This is a genomic window from Pollutimonas subterranea, from assembly GCF_002849655.1.
GTDB lineage: Bacteria > Pseudomonadota > Gammaproteobacteria > Burkholderiales > Burkholderiaceae_B > Pollutimonas > Pollutimonas subterranea.
The window spans coordinates 68509-88445 of the sequence record NZ_PDNW01000017.1 but is presented as its reverse complement, the minus strand read 5'-3'; the positions used below and the strand labels follow the sequence as shown (position 1 = coordinate 88445).

Annotated in this window: 16 protein-coding genes and 4 pseudogenes; 13 read left to right on the top strand and 7 right to left on the bottom strand. The window is 55.1% G+C overall.

Annotated elements, in window-relative coordinates:
• Positions 1-192, bottom strand: a pseudogene (locus CR159_RS17175) (HTH domain-containing protein); the annotation flags it as partial.
• A 139-nt stretch (positions 193-331) separates the two neighbouring features.
• Between CR159_RS17175 and CR159_RS22255 the strand changes: the two are divergent.
• Complete coding sequence (locus CR159_RS22255) at positions 332-607, top strand: DUF1889 family protein (RefSeq protein WP_369406260.1); 276 nt, start codon at positions 332-334, stop codon at positions 605-607.
• Between the two features lie 337 nt (positions 608-944).
• Here CR159_RS22255 and CR159_RS17165 read toward each other — a convergent pair whose 3' ends face one another.
• A complete protein-coding gene (locus tag CR159_RS17165; RefSeq protein WP_199173347.1) occupies positions 945-1703 on the bottom strand; it encodes a hypothetical protein in 759 nt (252 codons plus the stop codon).
• A gap of 623 nt (positions 1704-2326) precedes the next feature.
• Between CR159_RS17165 and CR159_RS17160 the strand changes: the two genes are divergently transcribed.
• Positions 2327-2716 (top strand): helix-turn-helix transcriptional regulator, encoded by a 390-nt coding sequence (locus CR159_RS17160; protein WP_102075191.1) that lies wholly within the window; start codon positions 2327-2329, stop codon positions 2714-2716.
• A 269-nt stretch (positions 2717-2985) separates the two neighbouring features.
• Here the strand turns inward: CR159_RS17160 and CR159_RS17150 are convergent, their stop codons facing one another.
• The 3 genes from CR159_RS17150 to CR159_RS17140 are packed head-to-tail and all read right to left on the bottom strand — an operon-like array spanning position 2986 to position 5107.
• Positions 2986-3510, bottom strand: coding sequence for a helix-turn-helix transcriptional regulator (locus CR159_RS17150; RefSeq protein ID WP_102075190.1), 525 nt, complete (start codon positions 3508-3510; stop codon positions 2986-2988).
• A gap of 4 nt (positions 3511-3514) precedes the next feature.
• Positions 3515-3790 carry a hypothetical protein gene (locus CR159_RS17145; RefSeq protein WP_102075189.1) on the bottom strand — a complete coding sequence of 92 codons (276 nt, stop codon included), beginning with the start codon at positions 3788-3790 and terminating at the stop codon, positions 3515-3517.
• Between the two features lie 60 nt (positions 3791-3850).
• Positions 3851-5107 carry a tyrosine-type recombinase/integrase gene (locus CR159_RS17140; RefSeq protein WP_102075188.1) on the bottom strand — a complete coding sequence of 419 codons (1257 nt, stop codon included), beginning with the start codon at positions 5105-5107 and terminating at the stop codon, positions 3851-3853.
• A gap of 966 nt (positions 5108-6073) precedes the next feature.
• On the opposite strand from CR159_RS17140, the pseudogene CR159_RS17130 reads away from it, so the two are divergent.
• The 6 genes and pseudogenes from CR159_RS17130 to CR159_RS17100 form a co-directional block, all read left to right on the top strand.
• A pseudogene (locus CR159_RS17130) lies at positions 6074-6301 on the top strand (helix-turn-helix domain-containing protein); the annotation flags it as partial.
• 388 nt (positions 6302-6689) lie between these two features.
• On the top strand, positions 6690-8609 hold the full coding sequence (locus CR159_RS17120) for a sensor histidine kinase (RefSeq protein ID WP_255398929.1): 1920 nt from the start codon (positions 6690-6692) through the stop codon (positions 8607-8609).
• Between the two features lie 61 nt (positions 8610-8670).
• The gene (locus CR159_RS17115) at positions 8671-9348 is read left to right on the top strand and encodes a response regulator transcription factor (RefSeq protein ID WP_102075186.1); all 678 of its coding nucleotides are present in this window, start codon (positions 8671-8673) and stop codon (positions 9346-9348) included.
• A gap of 113 nt (positions 9349-9461) precedes the next feature.
• A complete protein-coding gene (gene dsrO, locus CR159_RS17110) occupies positions 9462-10256 on the top strand; it encodes a sulfate reduction electron transfer complex DsrMKJOP subunit DsrO (RefSeq protein ID WP_102075185.1) in 795 nt (264 codons plus the stop codon).
• Positions 10257-10265: 9 nt separating this feature from the next.
• Positions 10266-11306, top strand: a complete 1041-nt coding sequence (gene nrfD, locus CR159_RS17105) for an NrfD/PsrC family molybdoenzyme membrane anchor subunit (protein WP_102075184.1) — start codon at positions 10266-10268, stop codon at positions 11304-11306.
• Between the two features lie 59 nt (positions 11307-11365).
• On the top strand, positions 11366-14536 hold the full coding sequence (locus tag CR159_RS17100; protein ID WP_102075183.1) for a tetrathionate reductase subunit A: 3171 nt from the start codon (positions 11366-11368) through the stop codon (positions 14534-14536).
• Between the two features lie 223 nt (positions 14537-14759).
• On the opposite strand, the gene CR159_RS17095 is transcribed toward CR159_RS17100, so the two are convergent.
• Complete coding sequence (locus CR159_RS17095; protein WP_102075182.1) at positions 14760-15470, bottom strand: phosphoribosylaminoimidazolesuccinocarboxamide synthase; 711 nt, start codon at positions 15468-15470, stop codon at positions 14760-14762.
• 190 nt (positions 15471-15660) lie between these two features.
• On the opposite strand from CR159_RS17095, the gene CR159_RS17090 reads away from it, so the two are divergent.
• From CR159_RS17090 to CR159_RS17080, 3 genes and pseudogenes are all read left to right on the top strand, one after another.
• Positions 15661-16257 carry a DUF6088 family protein gene (locus tag CR159_RS17090; protein WP_102075181.1) on the top strand — a complete coding sequence of 199 codons (597 nt, stop codon included), beginning with the start codon at positions 15661-15663 and terminating at the stop codon, positions 16255-16257.
• Positions 16250-17257, top strand: coding sequence for a nucleotidyl transferase AbiEii/AbiGii toxin family protein (locus CR159_RS17085; RefSeq protein ID WP_102075180.1), 1008 nt, complete (start codon positions 16250-16252; stop codon positions 17255-17257). Before CR159_RS17090 ends, CR159_RS17085 begins: the two co-directional genes overlap by 8 nt.
• A 90-nt stretch (positions 17258-17347) precedes the next feature.
• Positions 17348-18162, top strand: a pseudogene (locus tag CR159_RS17080) (IS3 family transposase); the annotation flags it as partial.
• 235 nt (positions 18163-18397) lie between these two features.
• Here the strand turns inward: CR159_RS17080 and CR159_RS17075 are convergent.
• Positions 18398-19156 (bottom strand): annotated as a pseudogene (locus CR159_RS17075) (transposase); the annotation flags it as partial.
• An 86-nt stretch (positions 19157-19242) separates the two neighbouring features.
• On the opposite strand from CR159_RS17075, the gene tnpA reads away from it, so the two are divergent.
• Both tnpA and tnpB read left to right on the top strand, forming a co-directional pair.
• Positions 19243-19575 (top strand): IS66 family insertion sequence element accessory protein TnpA, encoded by a 333-nt coding sequence (tnpA, locus tag CR159_RS17070; protein WP_102075178.1) that lies wholly within the window; start codon positions 19243-19245, stop codon positions 19573-19575.
• Entirely contained in the window at positions 19572-19934 is a 363-nt protein-coding gene (gene tnpB, locus CR159_RS17065) for an IS66 family insertion sequence element accessory protein TnpB (RefSeq protein WP_102075177.1), read from the top strand. The genes tnpA and tnpB overlap by 4 nt, the downstream gene beginning before the upstream one ends.
• The last annotated feature ends 3 nt before the right edge of the window (positions 19935-19937 follow it).

Below are 19937 nucleotides of genomic sequence, written 5' to 3'. Positions count from 1 at the left end.
GTGGATCAGAAAATCCCGATGCGCGTCCAGGTGCTTGTGGCGCGACCCGTCATCCTTGTAGGCGCTGATTTGCTTCTCTTCCAACTGCAAATACTTACGCACCGTATTGCGCGAGATGCTCAGTTCCCGACTAATGGCACGGATCGACAGCCCCTTGCCCCGGTCATACAGCCCTTTGATCTTGTGTATCACTACCCACTCCTTCACTGACGCGCTCCCGTTGTCTTTTATATGGCAGGAACGCTACACGTTTCATGGCTTTGCAGCCACCGTCAGGTGGGTCAAAACTATTGGCCATTAGTGGGTCATTTTAATTGGCCATTAACATTCAATCGTCAATGTTGCAACTGGCCTTGCTCATCCTTTGGATGAGGCTAGGGCAAAAGAGCTTTTTAAGGCACTGCATGCAGCGGGCGAGCCGCTCACATATAGCGCTGTTGAAGCACTCGCATTGGCCAACAAATGGCCTAGCGGTCACGCGCAAACACTTGCTGAGCTGGCCGAACGTATAGGCAATGGGGGTCGGGTAGTCATAAAACATAGGCGTGACTGGGGCGAGCCCACTATTGCCAGACTTAAAGCAGAAATAGCGTCGGGTAATGCCTAAAATTTCACTCAAGCTACCTACACAGGCTAACCGCAAGTAAGCTCTTTGCTATTGCAGCTTATAAAAACTGGGATTGGCTGCCAGTCTGTCGAAACCACAACGACAGCCTTACAGAGTGCCAACATTCGTTAGCACGACCCTAAAAAACGACGAGGTAATAGGCCAACCATGTAACGCACCCAATACCATTGCTACTGCCCAGCAAAGCGTGCACAGCACACCCCTGACATCTCGGACGAGCAATGCCCAAAACCGATACCGATCATCGTCGAATGCACAGTAGGGACTGTCTCGTTCAGCCTCACGCCCCCTTTTGGATTTGGGCAAGCGCCACATCTCATACCCCTTGCGTACGCCTGCGTCGAGGCGTCTTCTGCGCAACGGTAGAAGGATGCGTACTCGCCGCTGGGGTTGAGCCTGGGACCGAGACCGGGGGCGGTGGCGGTGGCGAAGGTGCCGGGGTTTCAGGAGGCAATGGCGCACTCGCTGGGCTTTCAGTCGCTACAGAGGGTGCCGCAGCATTGCCACTGTCATTCGCCGTTGCCGCCTCTGCCTCACTGGCCCAATAGGCATGAATGGTCTCAATGTCCCCGTAACCACCGATTTCAGTGATTCGAGCGAGAAAGCGAGCGTACAAGTCGGCCTGCACCATGCCCTGTTTCCGCATCCACTCAACCGCCATGTTTGGATTCAAAAGCAAGACATAATGGAAATCCCCTGAAGGCCCCTTTTTTGGCTCAATGAAACCAAGCCTCTGCAAGGTTTTCATGCGCCGGCGCCACGTATCCACCGCTCGCACCCCATCAAATCCCGCTTCGCTGGCAAAAGTTGCCGGGTGTTCAATGGTGACCAAAGGATGGTCTGGCGAGCGTGCCCATAGACAAAAAAGGGTATGGCCCGCAGGCTGTCCTTTGGATTGATGATCTATTGCTTGCATAACAATAGGCAGTGTTCGCGGCAGCGTTGTGAACCCATCATTGGTCTTCCTCTTCCAAAGCCATTGCTGGGCCATTTCAGGGAAAAGCACTTGCAACTGCTGCTCTGCACGCTCTGACATCTTGAGCCGCTTGCTACTCGCCTGCTTTGCTGTGGCCATGACGCTTACCTCATTTAGAAAGTTTCGATGAAGAAAGTGTCGCCTACATCGCTCAGGAAACCAACGATTCAGTACGCATCATATAGCCGATGTTCAAGTAGCCGAAACGAGTGTTCAACACCGTTTAAGACGCATGATAGCACACACTAAAACAATTTTAAACCGCACGATTCCGCACATTTATTCTACAAAAACACCTATATATCAGATACTTAATGGAAAATTGCGGTGCTCAAAGTGCTCGGTGTGCTCGTTGTCCTCTCGTCCTCATCGTGCTCCTGGGGTAAAGGTGTGGAAAAGGGGGACGGAAAATCATCCCAGACACCTCAAAAGCATGCAACAACCTCCACGATCTTATTCATATCAACCTAGAGTTATGCCCACCAGCACCCAACAAGCCTCCAAAACGCAAACTATCCGAGTCAATGGCTCATGTGACGTTCTTCTGCAATACACGTTTTCAAAACCGCGCAATAACGAGGAGAAGATCATGATCAACCCTAACCAATGGGTGCCGATTACGCCCCGCTACGCTACAGCGAGTTTCAGCGATAGTCGATGAACGCTACCATTGCTCCGTGCAACAGAAAAACATGCAGCGCCACATATTCACGGAGTGCGACATGGACAATCAACCATTCCAGAAAAGCAGCCAAAGCCAGGGCACCGAAGCATCGCCCTGCCCGGCATCGATGCCGTTGCCCGACTCTGACGCCTACGGCGAGCTGCCCCAGTTTCCAAAGGGCGGAGTTTTACCCTTTCGTCGCACCATCCGCCGCCAGGAACTGCGCCAAATCGTCCCTTTAGCCGAAACGACCATCTACGAAATGGAGCGCCGAGGCGAGTTCCCACGCCGCTTCAACCTAACGCCGCGTTGCGTCGTCTGGGACTTGGACGAGGTGCACGCTTGGATAGAAACGCGTAAGCAAGCCTCACGCGTGGGACTAACACGTCGCTCGACAGGGCCGGATGTCCGGCAACGTAAAACGCGTCCCGTCAAAAACGCACCGTAAAACCATCCCTTTTACCAACTCTTATGTTAGATCGTGACTCTTCGCGTATCCACCGACAACCCGTGGCAAGTCATGCTCGAACAGGTTTATCGCCATGGTTCGAAAAATGAACAGTTTGATCACTTACAGTGATCTTTTTATGGCAAAGATAAACCATACACCACTAGGAACTGCGCCAGATCATCCCATTGGCCGAAACAACCATCGACGAAATGGAACGTCGAGGCGAGTTCTAGCAGCGCTTCAACACGTTGCGGCCTCTCTCGATGCTATTGAACCAAAGCTTCCAGCTCTGTGGAAACCGAGCGCGGCAACCGCCGCCCTTCTTTTGCCAGGTTGACCAGCAAGGCCTCGCGCGCCACGTCCAGTACGTTCTCGGCCAGCGAATAGCTGCCCTTGGCCTGCAACCAGGTCAACACATCGGCCAAATGCCAGATCGACGCACTGCCCTCATGCACCGGTGCCGGGAAAGTTCCCGGATGAGCCAGCATCAGCTTGCGCATGTTCTGCCGCGACACGCCTACGATGTCGGCCACATCCGTCAGCCCCACCAAATCCGGCGTGACCTCAATCAGTCGTGCCGACGGCGCAGCGCGGCGCACGTCGGCCAGCGCGCTGCGCACCGCCGCGCCAGCATCGGCGGCTTCGCGGGTGAACTCCAGCGCCAAGCGCCCCGGCTGCCCGATGCCAATCAGGGCATCGTCGCAGCCCGCTACGCCCAGGCGCTCGATCAACGCATCTGAGTTGCGGTCATCGTCAGTGAGCTGATATTTCAGGGTAAAGGTATATTCCATCACGCTACTCCTTGGCACCGTCGTCAGCTTCGAATAGCTTGCGGTGCATGGTGCAATTGTCCACAACACGCCGCAAGGCGCGTGCATGGTTACCGGGGTTCTTCGGTGTGCTCCAGACGCTAGTAATGCAGAATTCGCCACAGCGACATTCTTCATCGTTGTACGGACAATAAATCCGCCCCCAGGCATGGCCGCCGCGAACTTCAACGCGCCAACCCTGCCCTTCGGCGTACCTGAGAGCTTCCTCGACCTCTTTCTTCGAATGAAGGGAACGGGCCATCTATAGTCTCCAGTATGAGGATGATCAACAAGGTTGTCAAGTGACAACCTTGTCGTCGTATTACGCTGTTGCGCTCAACGTCGGCACCCCCGCGTTCGCCGGCGTCAATGCCGGCACGTAGCTCTCCCCGTCAATCCAGGCATCAACCATGTTGGCCCACTCTTGCAGCATGTGGCGCCGCTGCTCGGCGTACTCGGCCTTGTTGTAGATCGAACGCGAGGAACGGCCGTCCTCGTGCGCCAGGCTCTTCTCGATCCAGTCGCGGTTAAAGCCGACCTCGTTCAGCAGCGTCGAACCGGTGCGGCGCAGGTCATGGACGGTGAACGGCTCCAGCGGCAAACCGGCGGCCTTGGCCCGCTCCGCCACGATCTGCGTGATCCGGTTCAAGGTCGCCTGGGACATGCAGCGGTCAGAGTCATAGCGCGACGGCAGCACGAACTTGGAGCCGGCCGCGCACGTATGCAGCGCAACGAAAATGTCGAGCGCCTGACGCGACAAATAGACCACATGCGGATTGCGCCCTTTCATCCGTTCCTTGGAGATCGTCCAGACCGCGTTCTCAAAATCGACTTCATCCCAGGTGGCTTTGATCAGTTCGCTTTTGCGCACCAGCGTGAGCAGAATCATGCGCAACGCCAACCGAATGGTCGGATAGGTCGCCACCGACTCCATCTGTCGGGCCATCAGCCGAATCTCCAGCGGCGACAAGGCGCGATCCTTAGGCACGAAGGTCGCAATCGACGCAGCGCTCACGTCGTTGCCCGGGTTATCCACCTTCTCGCCGTGCAGAATGGCGAAGCTGTAGACCTGTTTCACGATGTCTCGAATGTGGACCCCTGTGGCGGGGGCACCACGATCCTTCACCTTGTTGCAAAGGGCGCGCAGGTCACCGGCGGTGATTTCATTGAGCTTCCGATTCTGAAAGGCCGGCAGGATGTCCCGAGCAATGATGTGCTTGCGCATCGCCTTGGTGCTGTCGGCCATCCGCGCACCGGCCAGCCACTTTTCGGTCATGTCACCGAAGGTCTTGGCGGCGGTCAGCCGGCGCTTCTCGCGCTGCTTCTCCAGCGCCGGGGACGTGCCTTTGGCGACGGTTTTCTTAGCGTCAATTAGCTTTTCGCGAGCCAGCGCCAGCGAAATGCCCGCTGGCCCATAGCGGCCGATGGTCAGCGTCTCGCGGCGGCCGTTGAGACGGTAATCGTAGCGGAAGGTGATGGTACCGGTGGGCGATACCGTGACGTACATCCCGTCGCGGTCAGAAGCCTTATAAATCTTGGCCTTAGGCTTGAGATTGCGTAGTGCGGTGTCAGTAAGCATCGAGGTTTTCTCCTGTTTATGACGGCTTTTTACCGTCAGGGGTCAGGAGACCTGCTGATGCCCGGAAAGCCGCATAAAATAAGCTTTCCAGAGGAGCGTTTTACCGTCAAAGACCGATTTGGTCTGAATAGTGAACGGCAGGGTCTTAATCGGGCCACCGGTTCCTACCGCCACTTCTATCGTCAACTTGTTTTGCTGGTCAGCGATAGCTACCGATAGTCACCGCAACATATTTACCTATAAATCAATACGTTACGGTGGCTTTTCGATAAGCAGCGATAGTCCCAAAAGGACCTGATTTTATTCCCACTCAATGGTCAATAGCTTATTTACAGCATTGATTTAATTGAGTTTATTTATAACGCCTCCTGCCAATACCATCCAAAATACCATCCCAGAAGTTCGCTTGGCGTTGCTTGAAATTGCTTGATGCTGCCAGGTTTTTGAGCGGATTGCGTGTTTTTGGGCATAAATGTGATTTTTGGGACAAATCGCTGAATCGTGGTATCAGAATAGTGCTTTTTACGTGTTGTGCATGGCGCTATACCGGAGACTATAAAGTAGAATTATTCACCAACTTGAGGCTGTGAGGAGATTTATCCGGTCCATCCAAAGATTGATCAGACGGCGTCTGACCCATCTTCCCTGGCACCTAACTGAGGTGTTTTGTGCTGAATTAACTCCATTCGGCACAGAAAAAGAAACGACTATCGAACCCGAAACCTACCATATTTTCTTGTCCTTAATTAACATATTTGTTATCATTTCACTATGACCTACTCCATCCACTATTACAGTGAACCGGTGCAGGCTCAGATTCTTTCTCTGCCCAAGACTCTGCAGGCACGCTATGCAGCATTATCGCGACGGATGGTGAGTAACGGTCCGAACATACCAAAGCTTTTGGTGAAGGCCTATTCGAGTTACGGTTAAAAGGCGCAGAGGGGATCGCCCGAGTGTTTTACTGAGTACGAGCGCATCGAGCGCGAGGAAATGCCGATGCTGGACACTATCCTGAAGGCCCGGGCTGAAGCCAGGCTCACGCAGGCCCAAGTAGCCGAACGCATGGGTACCAAAGCACCGGCTGTAGCGCGGCTGGAAAAGCGCTGGTTACTGGCAAGCATTCCCCGTCAATTGCTACGCTTCAGAAATGCAGCCGCTCTTGGTAAGAAGCTGGAAGTGCGATTCAGCTGATATTGAAGTGTTCCTTTTGCGTATCGCACACGGCGCTATGCCCAGGACTATAAAGTAGAATCGACGCAACTGGGAAAGCAGCCAGCACGCACCATCGAAAGCACGCCGTCTGGGATTGAAGCGCCTCTTCTGTTTTCTGGCTGTTGGCTTGACACTGAAACTCAGCGATGTCCCTTCGCCCCTGATTAATAGCCCAGCCCCCGACGTCACGTTGCCCAAGCTGGCATCTGCAGACGAAACCTTCACGCTATAAAGCATGAATGGCAAGCAGTAGCTAACGGGATAGAACGTGCCCGGTTGGAAAGTACTAGCGTTATGATGTCGTAACAGAGGCGAATAACGCCACCCAGCATCTAATAAGACGCTCCTCATACTCAAAATTATCCATATGGCTAAGGCGACACGTCCTGGCCGTCTATCCCGACTTTTATCGCTTCTGATACTGTCCCTGACGGCAACCCAACTATCAACTGTCCAGGCGGTAAATACAGACCCGGCCCACGAGCCCCTCACTGCGCATGGGCAACCGATCCAAGCTTCCCCGGCGAGCGATGCGACACCCTCCATTAATGCGCCCGCTTCAGTCGTGCGCGTCGGCGTATTGGCGTACATGGGAACAGCGCACGCTGCACAAGAATGGTCGCCCGTGCAGCAGTTTCTGCAAACGGCCCTTCCCGCCTATCAGGTCGAGTTCGTCTATCTTGATCTGAACGAGATTGCCGATGCGGCCGTAGGGAGCTCTATTAATTTTGTCCTCACCAACCCTGGGCACTACGTCACACTGGAATTAAGCGTCGGCGCCAGCCGTATCGTTACCGTCGAGCAGGGTCGCAACTCGATAAATGGCTTGAGTCTGGGTTCTGCCGTCATCGCACGCGCGGACCGCGAAGACCTGATTAACCTTGAGGACCTGCCGGGGCACACTCTGGTCGCCACAGCTCACGACGGGTTTGGCGGTTATCAGACTGTCTGGCGCGAACTGGCGGCATTGGGCATTGACCCGGAGTCCGATCTGGAAGCAAAAAGTTTCGTCGATTTCCCCATGAGCCGCGTGCTTGACGCCGTCGCTGACGGACGCGCCGATGCCGGTATTCTACGTGCCTGCGTACTCGAAGACATACCCGACTGGCGCGACCGTTATAAAGTATTGTCACCGCAACCGGATACCGGATTCGGATGTGCCGTTTCCACACGGCTGTACCCCGACTGGCCGCTCGCCACCCTGCCCCACACACCGCCCGAACTGGCACGCGACGTTGCCATCACACTGCTGCAGATGCCCGCAACAACAGGCGGTCTTAGGTTCACCGTACCCGCAGATTACCAGTCTGTGCACGATCTGTTTCGCGAACTGCAGATCGGACCATACGCATACTTGAAGGAACAAGGAGTTGCCGCGCTGGCCCGCCGCCACTGGCCGGTGTTGGCCCTGCTGGGCGTCCTGGTGCTGCTGTGGCTGCTGTACACGTTTCGGGTTGAAAAGTTGGTGCATGCACGAACGCGCGCACTACGCGAGACATTGGAAGAACGAAAGCAAATCGAAGCCCGTATGCGGGCCAGCCAGGAGTCTGTTGATCACCTGGCACGCTTGTCGATTCTTGGCGAGCTGTCAACAACGCTTGCGCATGAATTAAGCCAGCCGCTGGCAAGCATGGCTAATTATGGTCGAAGCCTGCTACGCCGGCTGGACAGCGGCCGGTTGGATGATGATGCCGTTCGTCTGGCCGCAACCGAAATTGCTCAGCAAGCCCAGCATGCCGCCAACGTACTTTCACGCATACGGGCATTTGCACGCAAGCGTGTCAGCATCCGCCAGGATTGCAGGCCTATCGACGTGGTGTCCTGTGCTGTTTCGCTATTTTGCGGAATGTTGTCGGAAACGCCGCAGATAAATATCGATGATCAATTGTCGCAAGACATCAAGGTAAAAATCGATAAATCGCAAATACAGCAGGTCCTGCTAAATTTGATGAAAAACAGCATGGATGCCATGCGCGGGATAGAACCCGATAAGCGACACATTGATATCACCCTCGCACAGCAGGGCACAGACATATTCATACATGTGCGTGATTACGGATCTGGCTTAAGTAACGCCCAGCAGGCACAGCTGTTTGAACCCTTTTATACTGAAAAGCCCGACGGCCTGGGACTGGGTCTGTCGATCAGCTATAGCATCATCGAAGCACATGGTGGAACTATTACGGCAAGCACGCCCTGCGATGGCAAGGGAATGATACTCTCGTTGTCTCTGCCCATCTTAGTGCAAGACACAAACACCTCTGAACACATAATAAAGCCAAGCTAAAGCATCAATATCGCGGTTCGGCAGTATAGATGCGCCAGGTTATGCCAGATCGGGAGTACTCATGGAACAAAAAAGTCAATCAGCCAATACGATCTACGTCATTGATGACGACGCCTCATTTCGAGGTTCCCTTGTTTTCTTGCTCGATTCGTCAGGATGGCAAGTTGTTGCTTACGACAGCGCCGTCTCCTTTCTTAACGAACATGCCGCCCCTCCCGAAGACATGGGCTGCCTGGTGCTTGATATACGCATGCCCATGATGAGTGGTCTGGCACTCCAGCAGCAGCTGATGGCGCAAGGCTGGCCGGTATCTATTGTTTTCATCACCGGCCATGGCGATGTGCAAATGGCGGTACAAGCCATGAAGGCAGGAGGCTGTGATTTTCTTGAAAAGCCATTCCACGATCAGACATTTTTAGATGCAGTGTCGGCGGCAGTCACACGTACACATAACCTGCGCACGCATGCTCAGACAAAGTTAGAGGCTCGGATCATTCTCGATCGCCTATCACCACGTGAAAGCGAGGTTGCCGAGCTGGTTGCGTTAGGTTTGCCCAATAAGCAGATCGCAAAAAAACTGGACATCAGCGAGAAAACCGTGCACATTCACCGCCTGCATGTTATGGAAAAAACCGGCGCTAGCAATGCACCCGGTTTGACGCGCCTCGTGCTGCGCGCCGACCCTGACGCGCTGGAAGGTGACACCGCCTCCAGTACCCGGCCACCTAAATACATTTGACAAAACGCAACAATAACCAAATTAGTCGCTCGAAATAGGTACAAGTACCTAGGCCACTACGAGAAGACAAGAATGGTTGCGTGACGGCATGGTTGATATCGTGAAGGCACCTCATGTTCCAAGGAGCCCACGTGGAAAACAACAGCACAAAACCGCTTTCGGATTTGCCCAAACCGGCCGCACGAAGGGGCTTTCTAAAAGAAATCCTTGGCCTGGGCGCCGCCGCAACCGTCATCCCTATTATGCCTGCCAAAGCTGCTATCGGCGACCAGCCCGTGCGCCGTCCCGGTCAGCCGGGCAAACGCTATGGCATGCTAGTAGACCTACGTAAGTGCATTGGCTGCCAAGCCTGTACCGTAAGCTGCTTGCTGGAAAACCAGGCACCCATCGGTCAATTTCGCACGACCGTACTTCAGTACGAGGTCAACCTTCCGGAGGAGCAGAACGCAGCCATGCTGAGCCTGCCGCGACTGTGCAACCATTGCGACACGCCACCCTGTGTCCCGGTGTGCCCGGTCCAGGCCACATTTCAGCGCGAGGACGGGATTGTACTAGTCGACAGTGACCGCTGTGTAGGTTGCGGCTACTGCGTACAGGCCTGTCCCTATGACGCACGTTTCATCAATCATGAAACTCAAACGGCCGACAAATGCACTTTCTGTGAACACCGGCTGGAAGTGGGTCTATTGCCGGCATGTGTGGAGAGTTGTGTTGGCGGAGCCCGGGTAATTGGCGATCTGAACGACCCCGACAGCGAAATATCGCGCCAGATGGCCGAGAGTCACGGTGACATCAAAGTGTTGAAACCGGATCAGAACACTAATCCGCACGTCTTCTATATAGGCCTGCCTGATGAGTTCGTAAATGACATCGACGGCCAGGCCAGTCTGCGCCTGATGGACCTATAGGAATACACCATGGAAATCATCGAACTGCTTACCCCCCATTATGAAGTCGCGTGGCTGCCTTGGGCAGTGCAGTATTTCTTTTTAGTGGGTATCGCAACATGCTCTGCGCTGATTGCAGCTGGCTGCGCCTTCAGCGCACCCGGCTCGGCAGGCGACCGGCTACTGCCTGCAGCGGTGGTTGTGCTCGCCGTTTCGGCCATCGCTGCACCGGTGTCCTTGTTAGCCGACCTACATCAACCGGGTCGTTTCTGGCATTTTTTCGTGCACTTCACACCGTGGTCATGGATGTCGCTGGGTGCCGTGCTCCTTCCGGCGTTCGTAACCCTGGCTTTGGCCTTCTGCGTCGCTTGGTGGTTCAACCATCGCGGTCTGCTACGTGTGCTCGGGATCCTGTTGATCACCTCGGCACTCACAGTGCTGGTATACAGCGGCTCTGAAGTCATGGTGCTGAAATCACGTCCGCTGTGGAGCACACCGTTTCTGCCCGTAAACTTCGCCCTGACCGCTTGGCTCGCTGCACTGGGAGCAATACTGCTGGTGGCCCGCTGGCTGCCGGGCGGCACTACCCTCTTACCCGCCATCCTGGTGCGCCGGCTGGTGTGGATCGGAATTGCTGGGTCAATCATTACCGCCTTGGCATGGTTGGTAACGGGCATGACTGGACAAGATGCTTCATTCATCCAGGCACAACGCCTCTTTACCGAATTTCCAGCATGGCGCATGAGCTTCTTGGGCTCGATCGCTACAGGATTAGCAGTCATTATGCTGATGTCATGCTCGCCACAACGCTTGACAGGTCCCGTGTATTCGCTTGTGACCGCAGCCCTGCTGCTGGCCTCGGGATGGGTGTTTCGATGGGTCATCTTCATGGAAGCACAGGAAGTCCCTAAGTATGGAGCGGGTCTGTATTTGTATGAGATGCCGTTGGGCAGCGATGGCCTGCTCGGCATGCTTGGAGTTCTGGGCTTATGCATTTCGCTGATCGCAATTGTTACGTGGCTGATCGGCGATCTGCGCCAGCACATCCAAAACGCCCGTCCCCTTGTGTAAAACGTAGCGCACTAAAACGACGCACCGCAACGAATCGAATCGAATCAGAGGCACTTATCATGAGTAAAAAGCACCCTAATGATCACGCGCAAAACGATGACACCCCAACCAGCTTAGACCGACGCAAATTGCTGGCACGTGGCGGTATTGCTGCAGGCGGAATGGCGACCTTTGTCGCAGGCTATGGCGACACCCTGCATAAAGCCGTCAAAGGTCTGGCCAGTGGCACCGCCGGCGAGCCGGTCGGTGACGCCCTGCGTGGCAACTCGCTTAAGCCGGAATTTATGATCGATGCCAGCGGGAATCTGTCGACGAACAACGGTCAGATTGTCAGCCCGTCAAGCTGTCTGGGCTGCTGGACACAGTGTGGTGTCCGGGTGCGTGTCGATACGGAAAACAATCGCATACTTCGCATCGCAGGCAACCCCTACCACCCACTTGCAACGACTAACCCCGCCCCCATGGACATGCCGGTACGCCAGGTATACGCCATGCTCGGTGGCGACAATGGCCTAGAGGGACGCGCAACCAGTTGCGCGCGCGGCTCGTCCATGATGGCGCAGGTCGACAGTCCCTACCGTGTACTGGCTCCGCTTAAACGTGTCGGACCCAGGGGTTCAGGAAAGTGGGAAACCATTGCCTTTGAGCAGATGCTCGAAGAAGTCTGTGAGGGCGGCGATCTGTTCGGCGAAGGCCACGTCGACGGCCTTCGTGCAGTGTTCGATCAGAAAACCTTGATTGATCCCGAGAATCCAGAGTATGGCCCCGTATCTAACCAGCTCGTCGTAAACGATTCGGCGAATGAAGGGCGCTCTGCTTTGGTTAACCGGTTTGCACAACAATCGTTCGGTACCGTCAACCGCAGCAATCACGGTTCCTACTGTGGCCAGAGCCGCCGCATTGGCGCGGCCGCCGCATTGGGCGATTTGCCCGGTATGCCCCACGGCAAACCCCACTGGACTAGCGCACGATTCGGATTATTTATCGGCGCCGCACCAGCCCAGTCGGGCAACCCGTTTCAACGCCAAGGACGCGAACTGGCCACAGCCCGCTCACGCAAAGACCAGCCATTTCGTTACGTCGTGGTTTCACCGATTTTGCCGACCTCATCCAGTTTGGCTTCGGGGTCCGGCAACCGATGGATAGGCGTAAAACCCGGTTCAGATCTGGCCTTGTGCATGGCCATGATTGACTGGATTATCGAGCACAATCGCTACGACGCTACGATGTTGTCGCAACCCGGTGCCGCTGCGGCCAAGGCCGCTGAAGAAGCCGCCTGGACTAATGCCACACACCTTCTGATAACACAGGAAGATCACCCACGATTCGGCACTTTCGTGCGCGGCGCCGACCTGGGGTGGGCACTGCCCGAAGCCACGGAAGGCTCAGAACAACCCGAGGACGTCTATGTTGTGCAGTTAGCCGACGGCAGCCTGTCACCGCACACGGTGGCAAGCCCTGCCCAACTACTGGTCGAGCCACACGCGTTAACCTTGGCTGATGGCACTGTCGTACAGGTCAGCAGCAGCTTTGTGAAACTGCGTGAAGAAGCCGCACGCATGAGTCGTTCTGATTACGCTGATATCTGTGGCATCCCCGTGCAGGTCATTGAAGACCTTGCTCACGAATTCACCAGTTACGGCAAGCAGGCTGTCACCGACATGCACGGCGGCACAATGAACGGTGCAGGCTTCTACACGGCCTATGCCATTTACATGCTCAATACGCTGGTTGGGAACCTGAACGTTAAAGGCGGGCTGGTTCTGGATGCCGGGCCTTTTGGGCCCTTCGGACCCGGACCACGCTACAATTTTGCACAGTTTCCCGGGCGTGCCAAGCCGACGGGTGTACCACTGTCGCGCAGCCGTTTTCCCTACGAAAAAACCAGCGAATACAAGCGCAAACTGGAGCAGCACGGCACCCCCTACCCTGCCGCAGCGCCCTGGTACCCCGCTGTGGGCGCATTAAGTAGTGAAATGCTGGCATCGGGCCTGCTGGGCTATCCTTATCCGATCAAAATCTGGCTCAATCATATGAGCAATCCGGTCTATGCAATGTGTGGCTTCAAAAACGCACTGCTCGATAAGCTGAAAGACCCCAAAGTCTTGCCCTTGCACATCTCAGTCAATGCGTTCATCAATGAAACCAGCGCCTGGGCAGACTATATCGTGCCCGACACCATCACCTATGAAAGCTGGGGCATCGGTGCGCCTTGGGCCGACGTTATCGCACGTTCATCGACAGTAAGATGGCCCACGATAAAACCTGCTGTCGCTCAAACAGCCAAGGGTGACGTGATATGCCTGGAGACCTTTCTCATCGAGGCCGCACTGCGCCTGGAAATGCCTGGCTTTGGCAAAGGCGTCATTAAGGACAGCGATGGCAATGCTCACGACCTGATGAACGCCGAAGACTTTTATCTACGTGGACTGGCCAATATGGCATATGCCACAGGCCGCAAGGTTGGCGAGGCTAGCGACGACGATATGCTGCTCACGGGTGTGAACCGCTACGCCGGCCTGTTGCAAGAACGCTTAAAGCCTGAAGAATGGCGGCGTGTCGCCATGCTAATGACACGTGGCGGACGGTTTGATGATCTGACAAGCGCGTGGAATGGTGACCAAATACGCAAAACGCACACGAACACGTTGAATATCTGGAGTGAACAGATCGCCCGTATGCGCCATTCTATGACAGGTGAACACTACAGCGGCTGCCCCACTTATTACCCGACTCGCCTAGGCGACGGCACACCTATGCGTGAAAAATTTAATGAGCAGGAGTGGCCGATGCTAATAACATCGTACAAGTCGAACTTGATGAGTTCGATGTCTATTGGCGTGGACCGTCTACGGCAACTGCATCCGCACAACCCGGTATCAATCAACCGAACCGACGCGATGCGACTGGAAATCAGCAACGGTGATCCAATCAATATTATCACCCCAGGCGGCAAGATTACGGGGGTGGCCCTGGTGCGCGAAGGCATTATGCCGGGTGCCATTGCCATTGAGCACGGTTACGGTCATACCGAACTGGGTGCAGCCTCGCACACCATCGACGGCAAAGCAACACCGCACAACCAACAACTTTCGGCTGGTGTAAACCTGAATGAGCTTGGCTTCGCCGACCCCAGCCGTGGTGCGCACTCAAATGTCTGGATCGACTGGGTGTCAGGCTCGGTAGTTCGACAAGGGCTGCCAGCACGCATAGAGCCTGTACGTACATAAATGCTGATTTTTGAGGAAAATCGCTAGACCGTGGTATTGGAATAGTGCTTTTTACGTGTTGTGCATGGCGCTATACCGGAGACTATAAAGTAGAATTATTCACCAGTCGGAGGCTGTGACGAGATTTATCCGGTCCATCCAAAGATGGGTCAGACGGCGTCTGGCCCATCTTCCCTGGCACCTAAACTGAGGTGTTTTGTGCTGTCAGGTGTGCGCCACCACCCTAGGGGATCATCTTTTCGTACAGCGTCCCGTTATCCAGCACCCTGCCCTCTTCGTCCATGACCCGCATCGCATCCGCCGAGACCTCGTCGATGACCACGACCTCGCCGCTGACGAAGCCGATTTCGATCTTCATGTCGATCAAGGTTAGGCCCTTCTCGGCCAAATCGGCCTCGACGATGCGACACACCCGGCGGGTGAGGTCCTTGGCCTGCTCGAGGTGCTGCTGGGTAAGGAGGCCGAGGGCAACGATGGTGTCGTCGTTGATGAGGGGATCGCCGCGTTCATCGTCCTTGATGGTGATCTCGACGAGGTCGTCAAGCTTGTGCACGGTGTCCTGGATGTAGTTCTGGTAGCGGCGCTGGAAGCTGCCCCAGGGCCGGGTGCGGCAGATGAACTCGAGGCCGCCCTTGCCGCTGATGTCCTTGCCCAGTGGCTCGGCGCGACGGACTTCCATGCTGGCCTGCTCAAGATCGAGACGCACCAAGTGGGTGGGGATGCCGGCAATGTGGAGGCACTTGAAGAAATGGTCGGTCATGGCAAGAGACTTTCGGCCTTTGCCTTCGACCTGACCGATGACGGTGTTGGCGCCCGGGTCGATGACGCCGTCCTCGCCGGTGACGTTGTCTTTGAAAACGAGGAGGATGTTGTCATTCGGCAGGGCGTACAGGTCCTTGGTCTTGCCGGAATAGATCTTTTCGCTGGTGTTCATCGGTTTACTCGCTGGTAGTTCGAATATCCCCTTCCGGGGCAAAAGTGGGCGCGGGAGATGGAGCGCATTGCGGGCGTAAATCTAAACGTTAGCAGCACAATTACCGAACATATTATATCGTACGATCTTCCGCTCAACTTGAAAAGTGTCAGAAACTTTGTTATATTTCTACCAATCAGGAGGCGACCTTATGCAGACTCTTTCCAAAAGAATACTTGAGCACGCTACCGGCTTACCGGAGGGCGCGCCTTTGGTCGCAAAAGAGTTACTGCACCTGGGCAATCGTGCTGCCGTAGACCAAGCTCTGTCCCGCCTAGCTCAGCGCGGTCGTTTGTTGCGTGCGAGCCGTGGCATCTATGTATTGCCAATCGAAAACCGCTTTGGGACCCGTGCGCCCTCAACAGCCAAAATGGTCGAAAATCTGGCTAAGCAACGTGGCGAGACCATTGTGCCGCACGGTGCATCCTCTGCCAACGCACTAGGCCTCACGACGCAAGTTCCTATGCAGGCCATCTATCTGACATCCGGTCCAAGTCGGCACCTGCAGTTAGGTGCGCAGAAAGTGGAACTGCGTCACGCACCTGGATGGCAATTGATTTACCCGGATCGCGCCGCTGGCGATGCCGTGCGTGCACTGGCCTGGCTGGGACCAGAAAAATCCGGTAAAGCAATACGTACGTTGCGCGCCAAACTATCACCCGCTGAAGTGGAAAAAATGACTTCAGCACGTGGGCGTCTGCCGACCTGGATGGCACAGAAAATCAGCGTTCTGGTGTCCCATGGCTGAATTCTTCGGCCTTTCCATCAAAGATCGCCTGGAAGCGCTTGAGCAGGCTGCCAACATGTCGGGGCGTCCTCCTCATCTGCTGGAAAAAGATGTCTGGGTAGTGTGGTCGTTGCGACACATTTTCACCGCACCCTATGCATCACACCTGGTATTCAAAGGCGGCACCTCCCTGTCGAAGGCTTATGGTGTCATTCAGCGTTTCTCCGAAGATGTGGATCTCACCTACGACATCCGAGCCATTGCGCCCGATCTGATCGGCGACACAAACGATCCACTCCCAGCCAGCAAGTCTCAGGAAAAAAAATGGAGCAAAGAGATCCGTTCCCGCTTAGTTGACTGGGCAGCGACTGATGTCATCCCCCTTCTTCAACAAGACTTGGCGCAGCACAACTTGCCTGCCACAGTCCGGGCTGAAGCCGACAAGGTCTTCATCGACTATCAACCCTTGGCTTCAGGGACAGGATACATCCCCTCCTCCGTCATGCTCGAATTTGGTGCGCGATCCACCGGAGAACCCTCGGAACTGCGGTCAATTCATTGCGATGCAGCGCCACACTTGCAAGGTGTGGCGTTTCCCGAGGCAACACCGAATGTGATGCGTGCCGAACGAACCTTCTGGGAAAAAGCCACAGCGATCCATGTCTTTTGCGCTCAAGGTAGTTTCCGCGGTGGAGACCGATTCGCGCGCCATTGGCATGACATCGCCCGTCTGGATACTGCCGGTATAGCTGACACGGCATTATTGGATCAAGCACTCGCCACCGCTGTAGCCGATCACAAGACCATATTCTTCACGGAAAAAGATGCACAGGGAAAGCGGATTGACTATCACGCTGCAGTGCGTGGAAATCTCCAGCTTGTGCCCACTGAAGACGCCTTGACCAAGTTGGCAACCGACTATCAACACATGGTCGATGACGGTCTGTTTCTGGACGACGTTGAGCCTTTCGATGCTCTGATAGCCCAGTGCCAGGCTATACAGGAAAAACTCGGCAAATGAGTTTTACTATCCTTAGAAAGAACACCAAGACGGTAATACCCCCATTAAAACGCAGCGATCGAAGGTAGAATTTCCATAAAAGGAAATTCAATGAAAAAGTCGCGATACACCGATAGCCAGATCATGGCGATCCTCAAACAAGCGCAAGCCGGGACACCCGTGCCAGAACTGTGCCGCGAGCACGGTATGAGCAGCGCCTCGTTTTACAAGTGGCGCGCTAAATGCGGCGGCATGGACACCTCGATGATGGCTCGCCTGAAGGAGCTGGAGGCGGAGAATACCCGCTTGAAGAAGATGTACGCCGAAGAGCGCCTGAAGGCTGAAATGGTGCAAGAAGCGCTACGAAAAAAGTGGTAGCGCCATCTCGACGCAAAGAGATGGCGCGCTGTGCCATTGAGCACTTTAAATCCAGCATCCGCCTGGCGTGCGAGGCGTTTGGCATCAGCCAGAGCGGCTACCACTATCAGGCGAAGCACGCGCATGAAAATGACGTAATTGCTGACTGGCTATTGCGGCTCACCACGGCCCAGCGCAACTGGGGTTTTGGCTTATGTTTCCTGTACCTACGCAACGTTAAAGGCTTCAAGTGGAACCACAAAAGAATTTACCGCATCTATCGCGAACTGGAACTGAACCTGCGCATCAAGCCCAGAAAGCGCCTCGTGCGCGAACGCCCCGAACCCTTGGGCACGGCCACCGCGATAAACCAGATTTGGTCGATGGATTTTATGCACGATCAGCTGGCGGACGGCCGCAGCATTCGGCTCTTTAACGTGGTCGACGACTTTAACCGCGAAGGTCTGGGCATTGAAGTGGACTTCTCGCTGCCGGCCGAGCGAGTCACGCGGGCGCTGGATCCGATCATTGAATGGCGGGGCAAGCCCGCGTGCTTACGTTGTGACAACGAGCTACCTGCGCTGTCAAGTCATTTTCAGACAAAATCCGTCCCTAGCACCCACCCAGGGGGCGCTGCTTAATGCATGCTCTGTGCCGACGGCATCATGTTAGATGCTCACCATAATATACAGAAGGTCCGAATCAACCGGCCTAAACAAGCTTCACACAGCAGTTATCAAATAGCCATGGGCGTGGAGCATTATCTATGGGGTCGCCTCTCAGCGCCCTGACGGCCCTCGTGACTTACGTCCCATGGCTAACCTCATAAAACCCGATATAGTTCACATTTTGTTTAACCACCGCATGCGCCACCCGCGCCATCTTGGCGGCCACCGCGACCCGCGCTTTGCGACATAAGTCTGCATCGGTCGGATCACGCTGCACATATCTGACAAATTTTTGCCGAAACGCATTTTCTTTCATGTTGATTGCAACGGTTGCGGCCAACCAGAAAGCGTAACGCAGGCGACTATTGCCGCGTTTCGAGAGACGGTAGGCGCCACGTTTGCTTCCGCTTTGTTGAGCGGATAGGTTAAATCCGCAAAAGGCCAGAAACTGGCGATAATGACTAAAGCGTGTCAGATCGCCACTTTCAGCCAATATGATTAAAGCAATGATGGGACCAATGCCAGGTATAGATCGCAGACGATGGTAGTCTGAGCGTGATGACAAGAAACTATCGGCCTGTTGCTCAAGTTTTTTGCGTAGCTGGGTCAACTCAAGAAATCGCGTTATTTGCAATTTGAAGGTTTGCACAGCGACGCTGTCTAAAGCGACTGGCAACCCAACCGATTGGTGGGCGAGCGCATAAATTTCTTCCAGTTTGCTCTGCTTGCTCACCTTTCGACCGACCACATCCCAGGCACGTTTAACGAAGGTCTGACAGCGGTACCGTGTGATTGAGGCCGGTGTTGGGAACTTCAACAAAAACCGACAAAACCACTCCGAACGAGAGCTGTTGAAGTAGTGTTCCATTTCCGGAAAGTACAGGGTGATGTAATGTAAGCGATCCATCATCCCCATTATTGTCGGCGTAGCTCATCTTTGGCATTCTGTTGCTTTTGGTTTTACATCAGGAGCAATAGGAAATGCAGACACAGGAATTCTGGCAGGCGCACTTGAGCGCCATTGACGCCGAAGGTATTTCGACCGCCGACTATGCTCGGCGCGAAGGGTTGGTTGCACAGCGGCTCTATGCCTGGCGCAATCGATTAAAAAGCGGGGATATTCACGCGCAGACGACCCCCTCGGATCAGGTCGCGCTACGCAGCCGTTTTGTGGCGCTGGAGATTGATACGTACCGCGCGACAGACATCGCATGCACCCTGAGGCTGGCCGCAGGTATGGAGCTGCGCCTGGCTGGCTTGCCGGATCCGCACTGGCTGGCATCGCTGGTGAATGCCAGCACGCGAGAACGATGATGCACCCGGGATGCCAAATTCACGCCGTACATCTGCATCGGGAACCGGTCGACTTTCGCAAGCAGATCAACGGGCTGGCGGCCATTGTGGAGCAGGACCTGGCGCTGAACCTTTTTGCCCCGGCGTTGTATGTCTTCATCAACCGTCGGCGCACCAGCATCAAGATCCTTTATTGGCACCGCAATGGCTTCTGTTTATGGCAAAAGCGCCTGGAGCAAGAGCGCTTTGCCTGGCCCCAGAACCCCTCCAAACGGGGAACCTATCGCCTCTCGTTGCGTGAGCTTGAGTGGTTGCTGGAAGGCTTTGATCTGTGGGCCAGCGCACCGCATAAAACCGCGAGTTATCAGAGCGTTGCGTAGGTA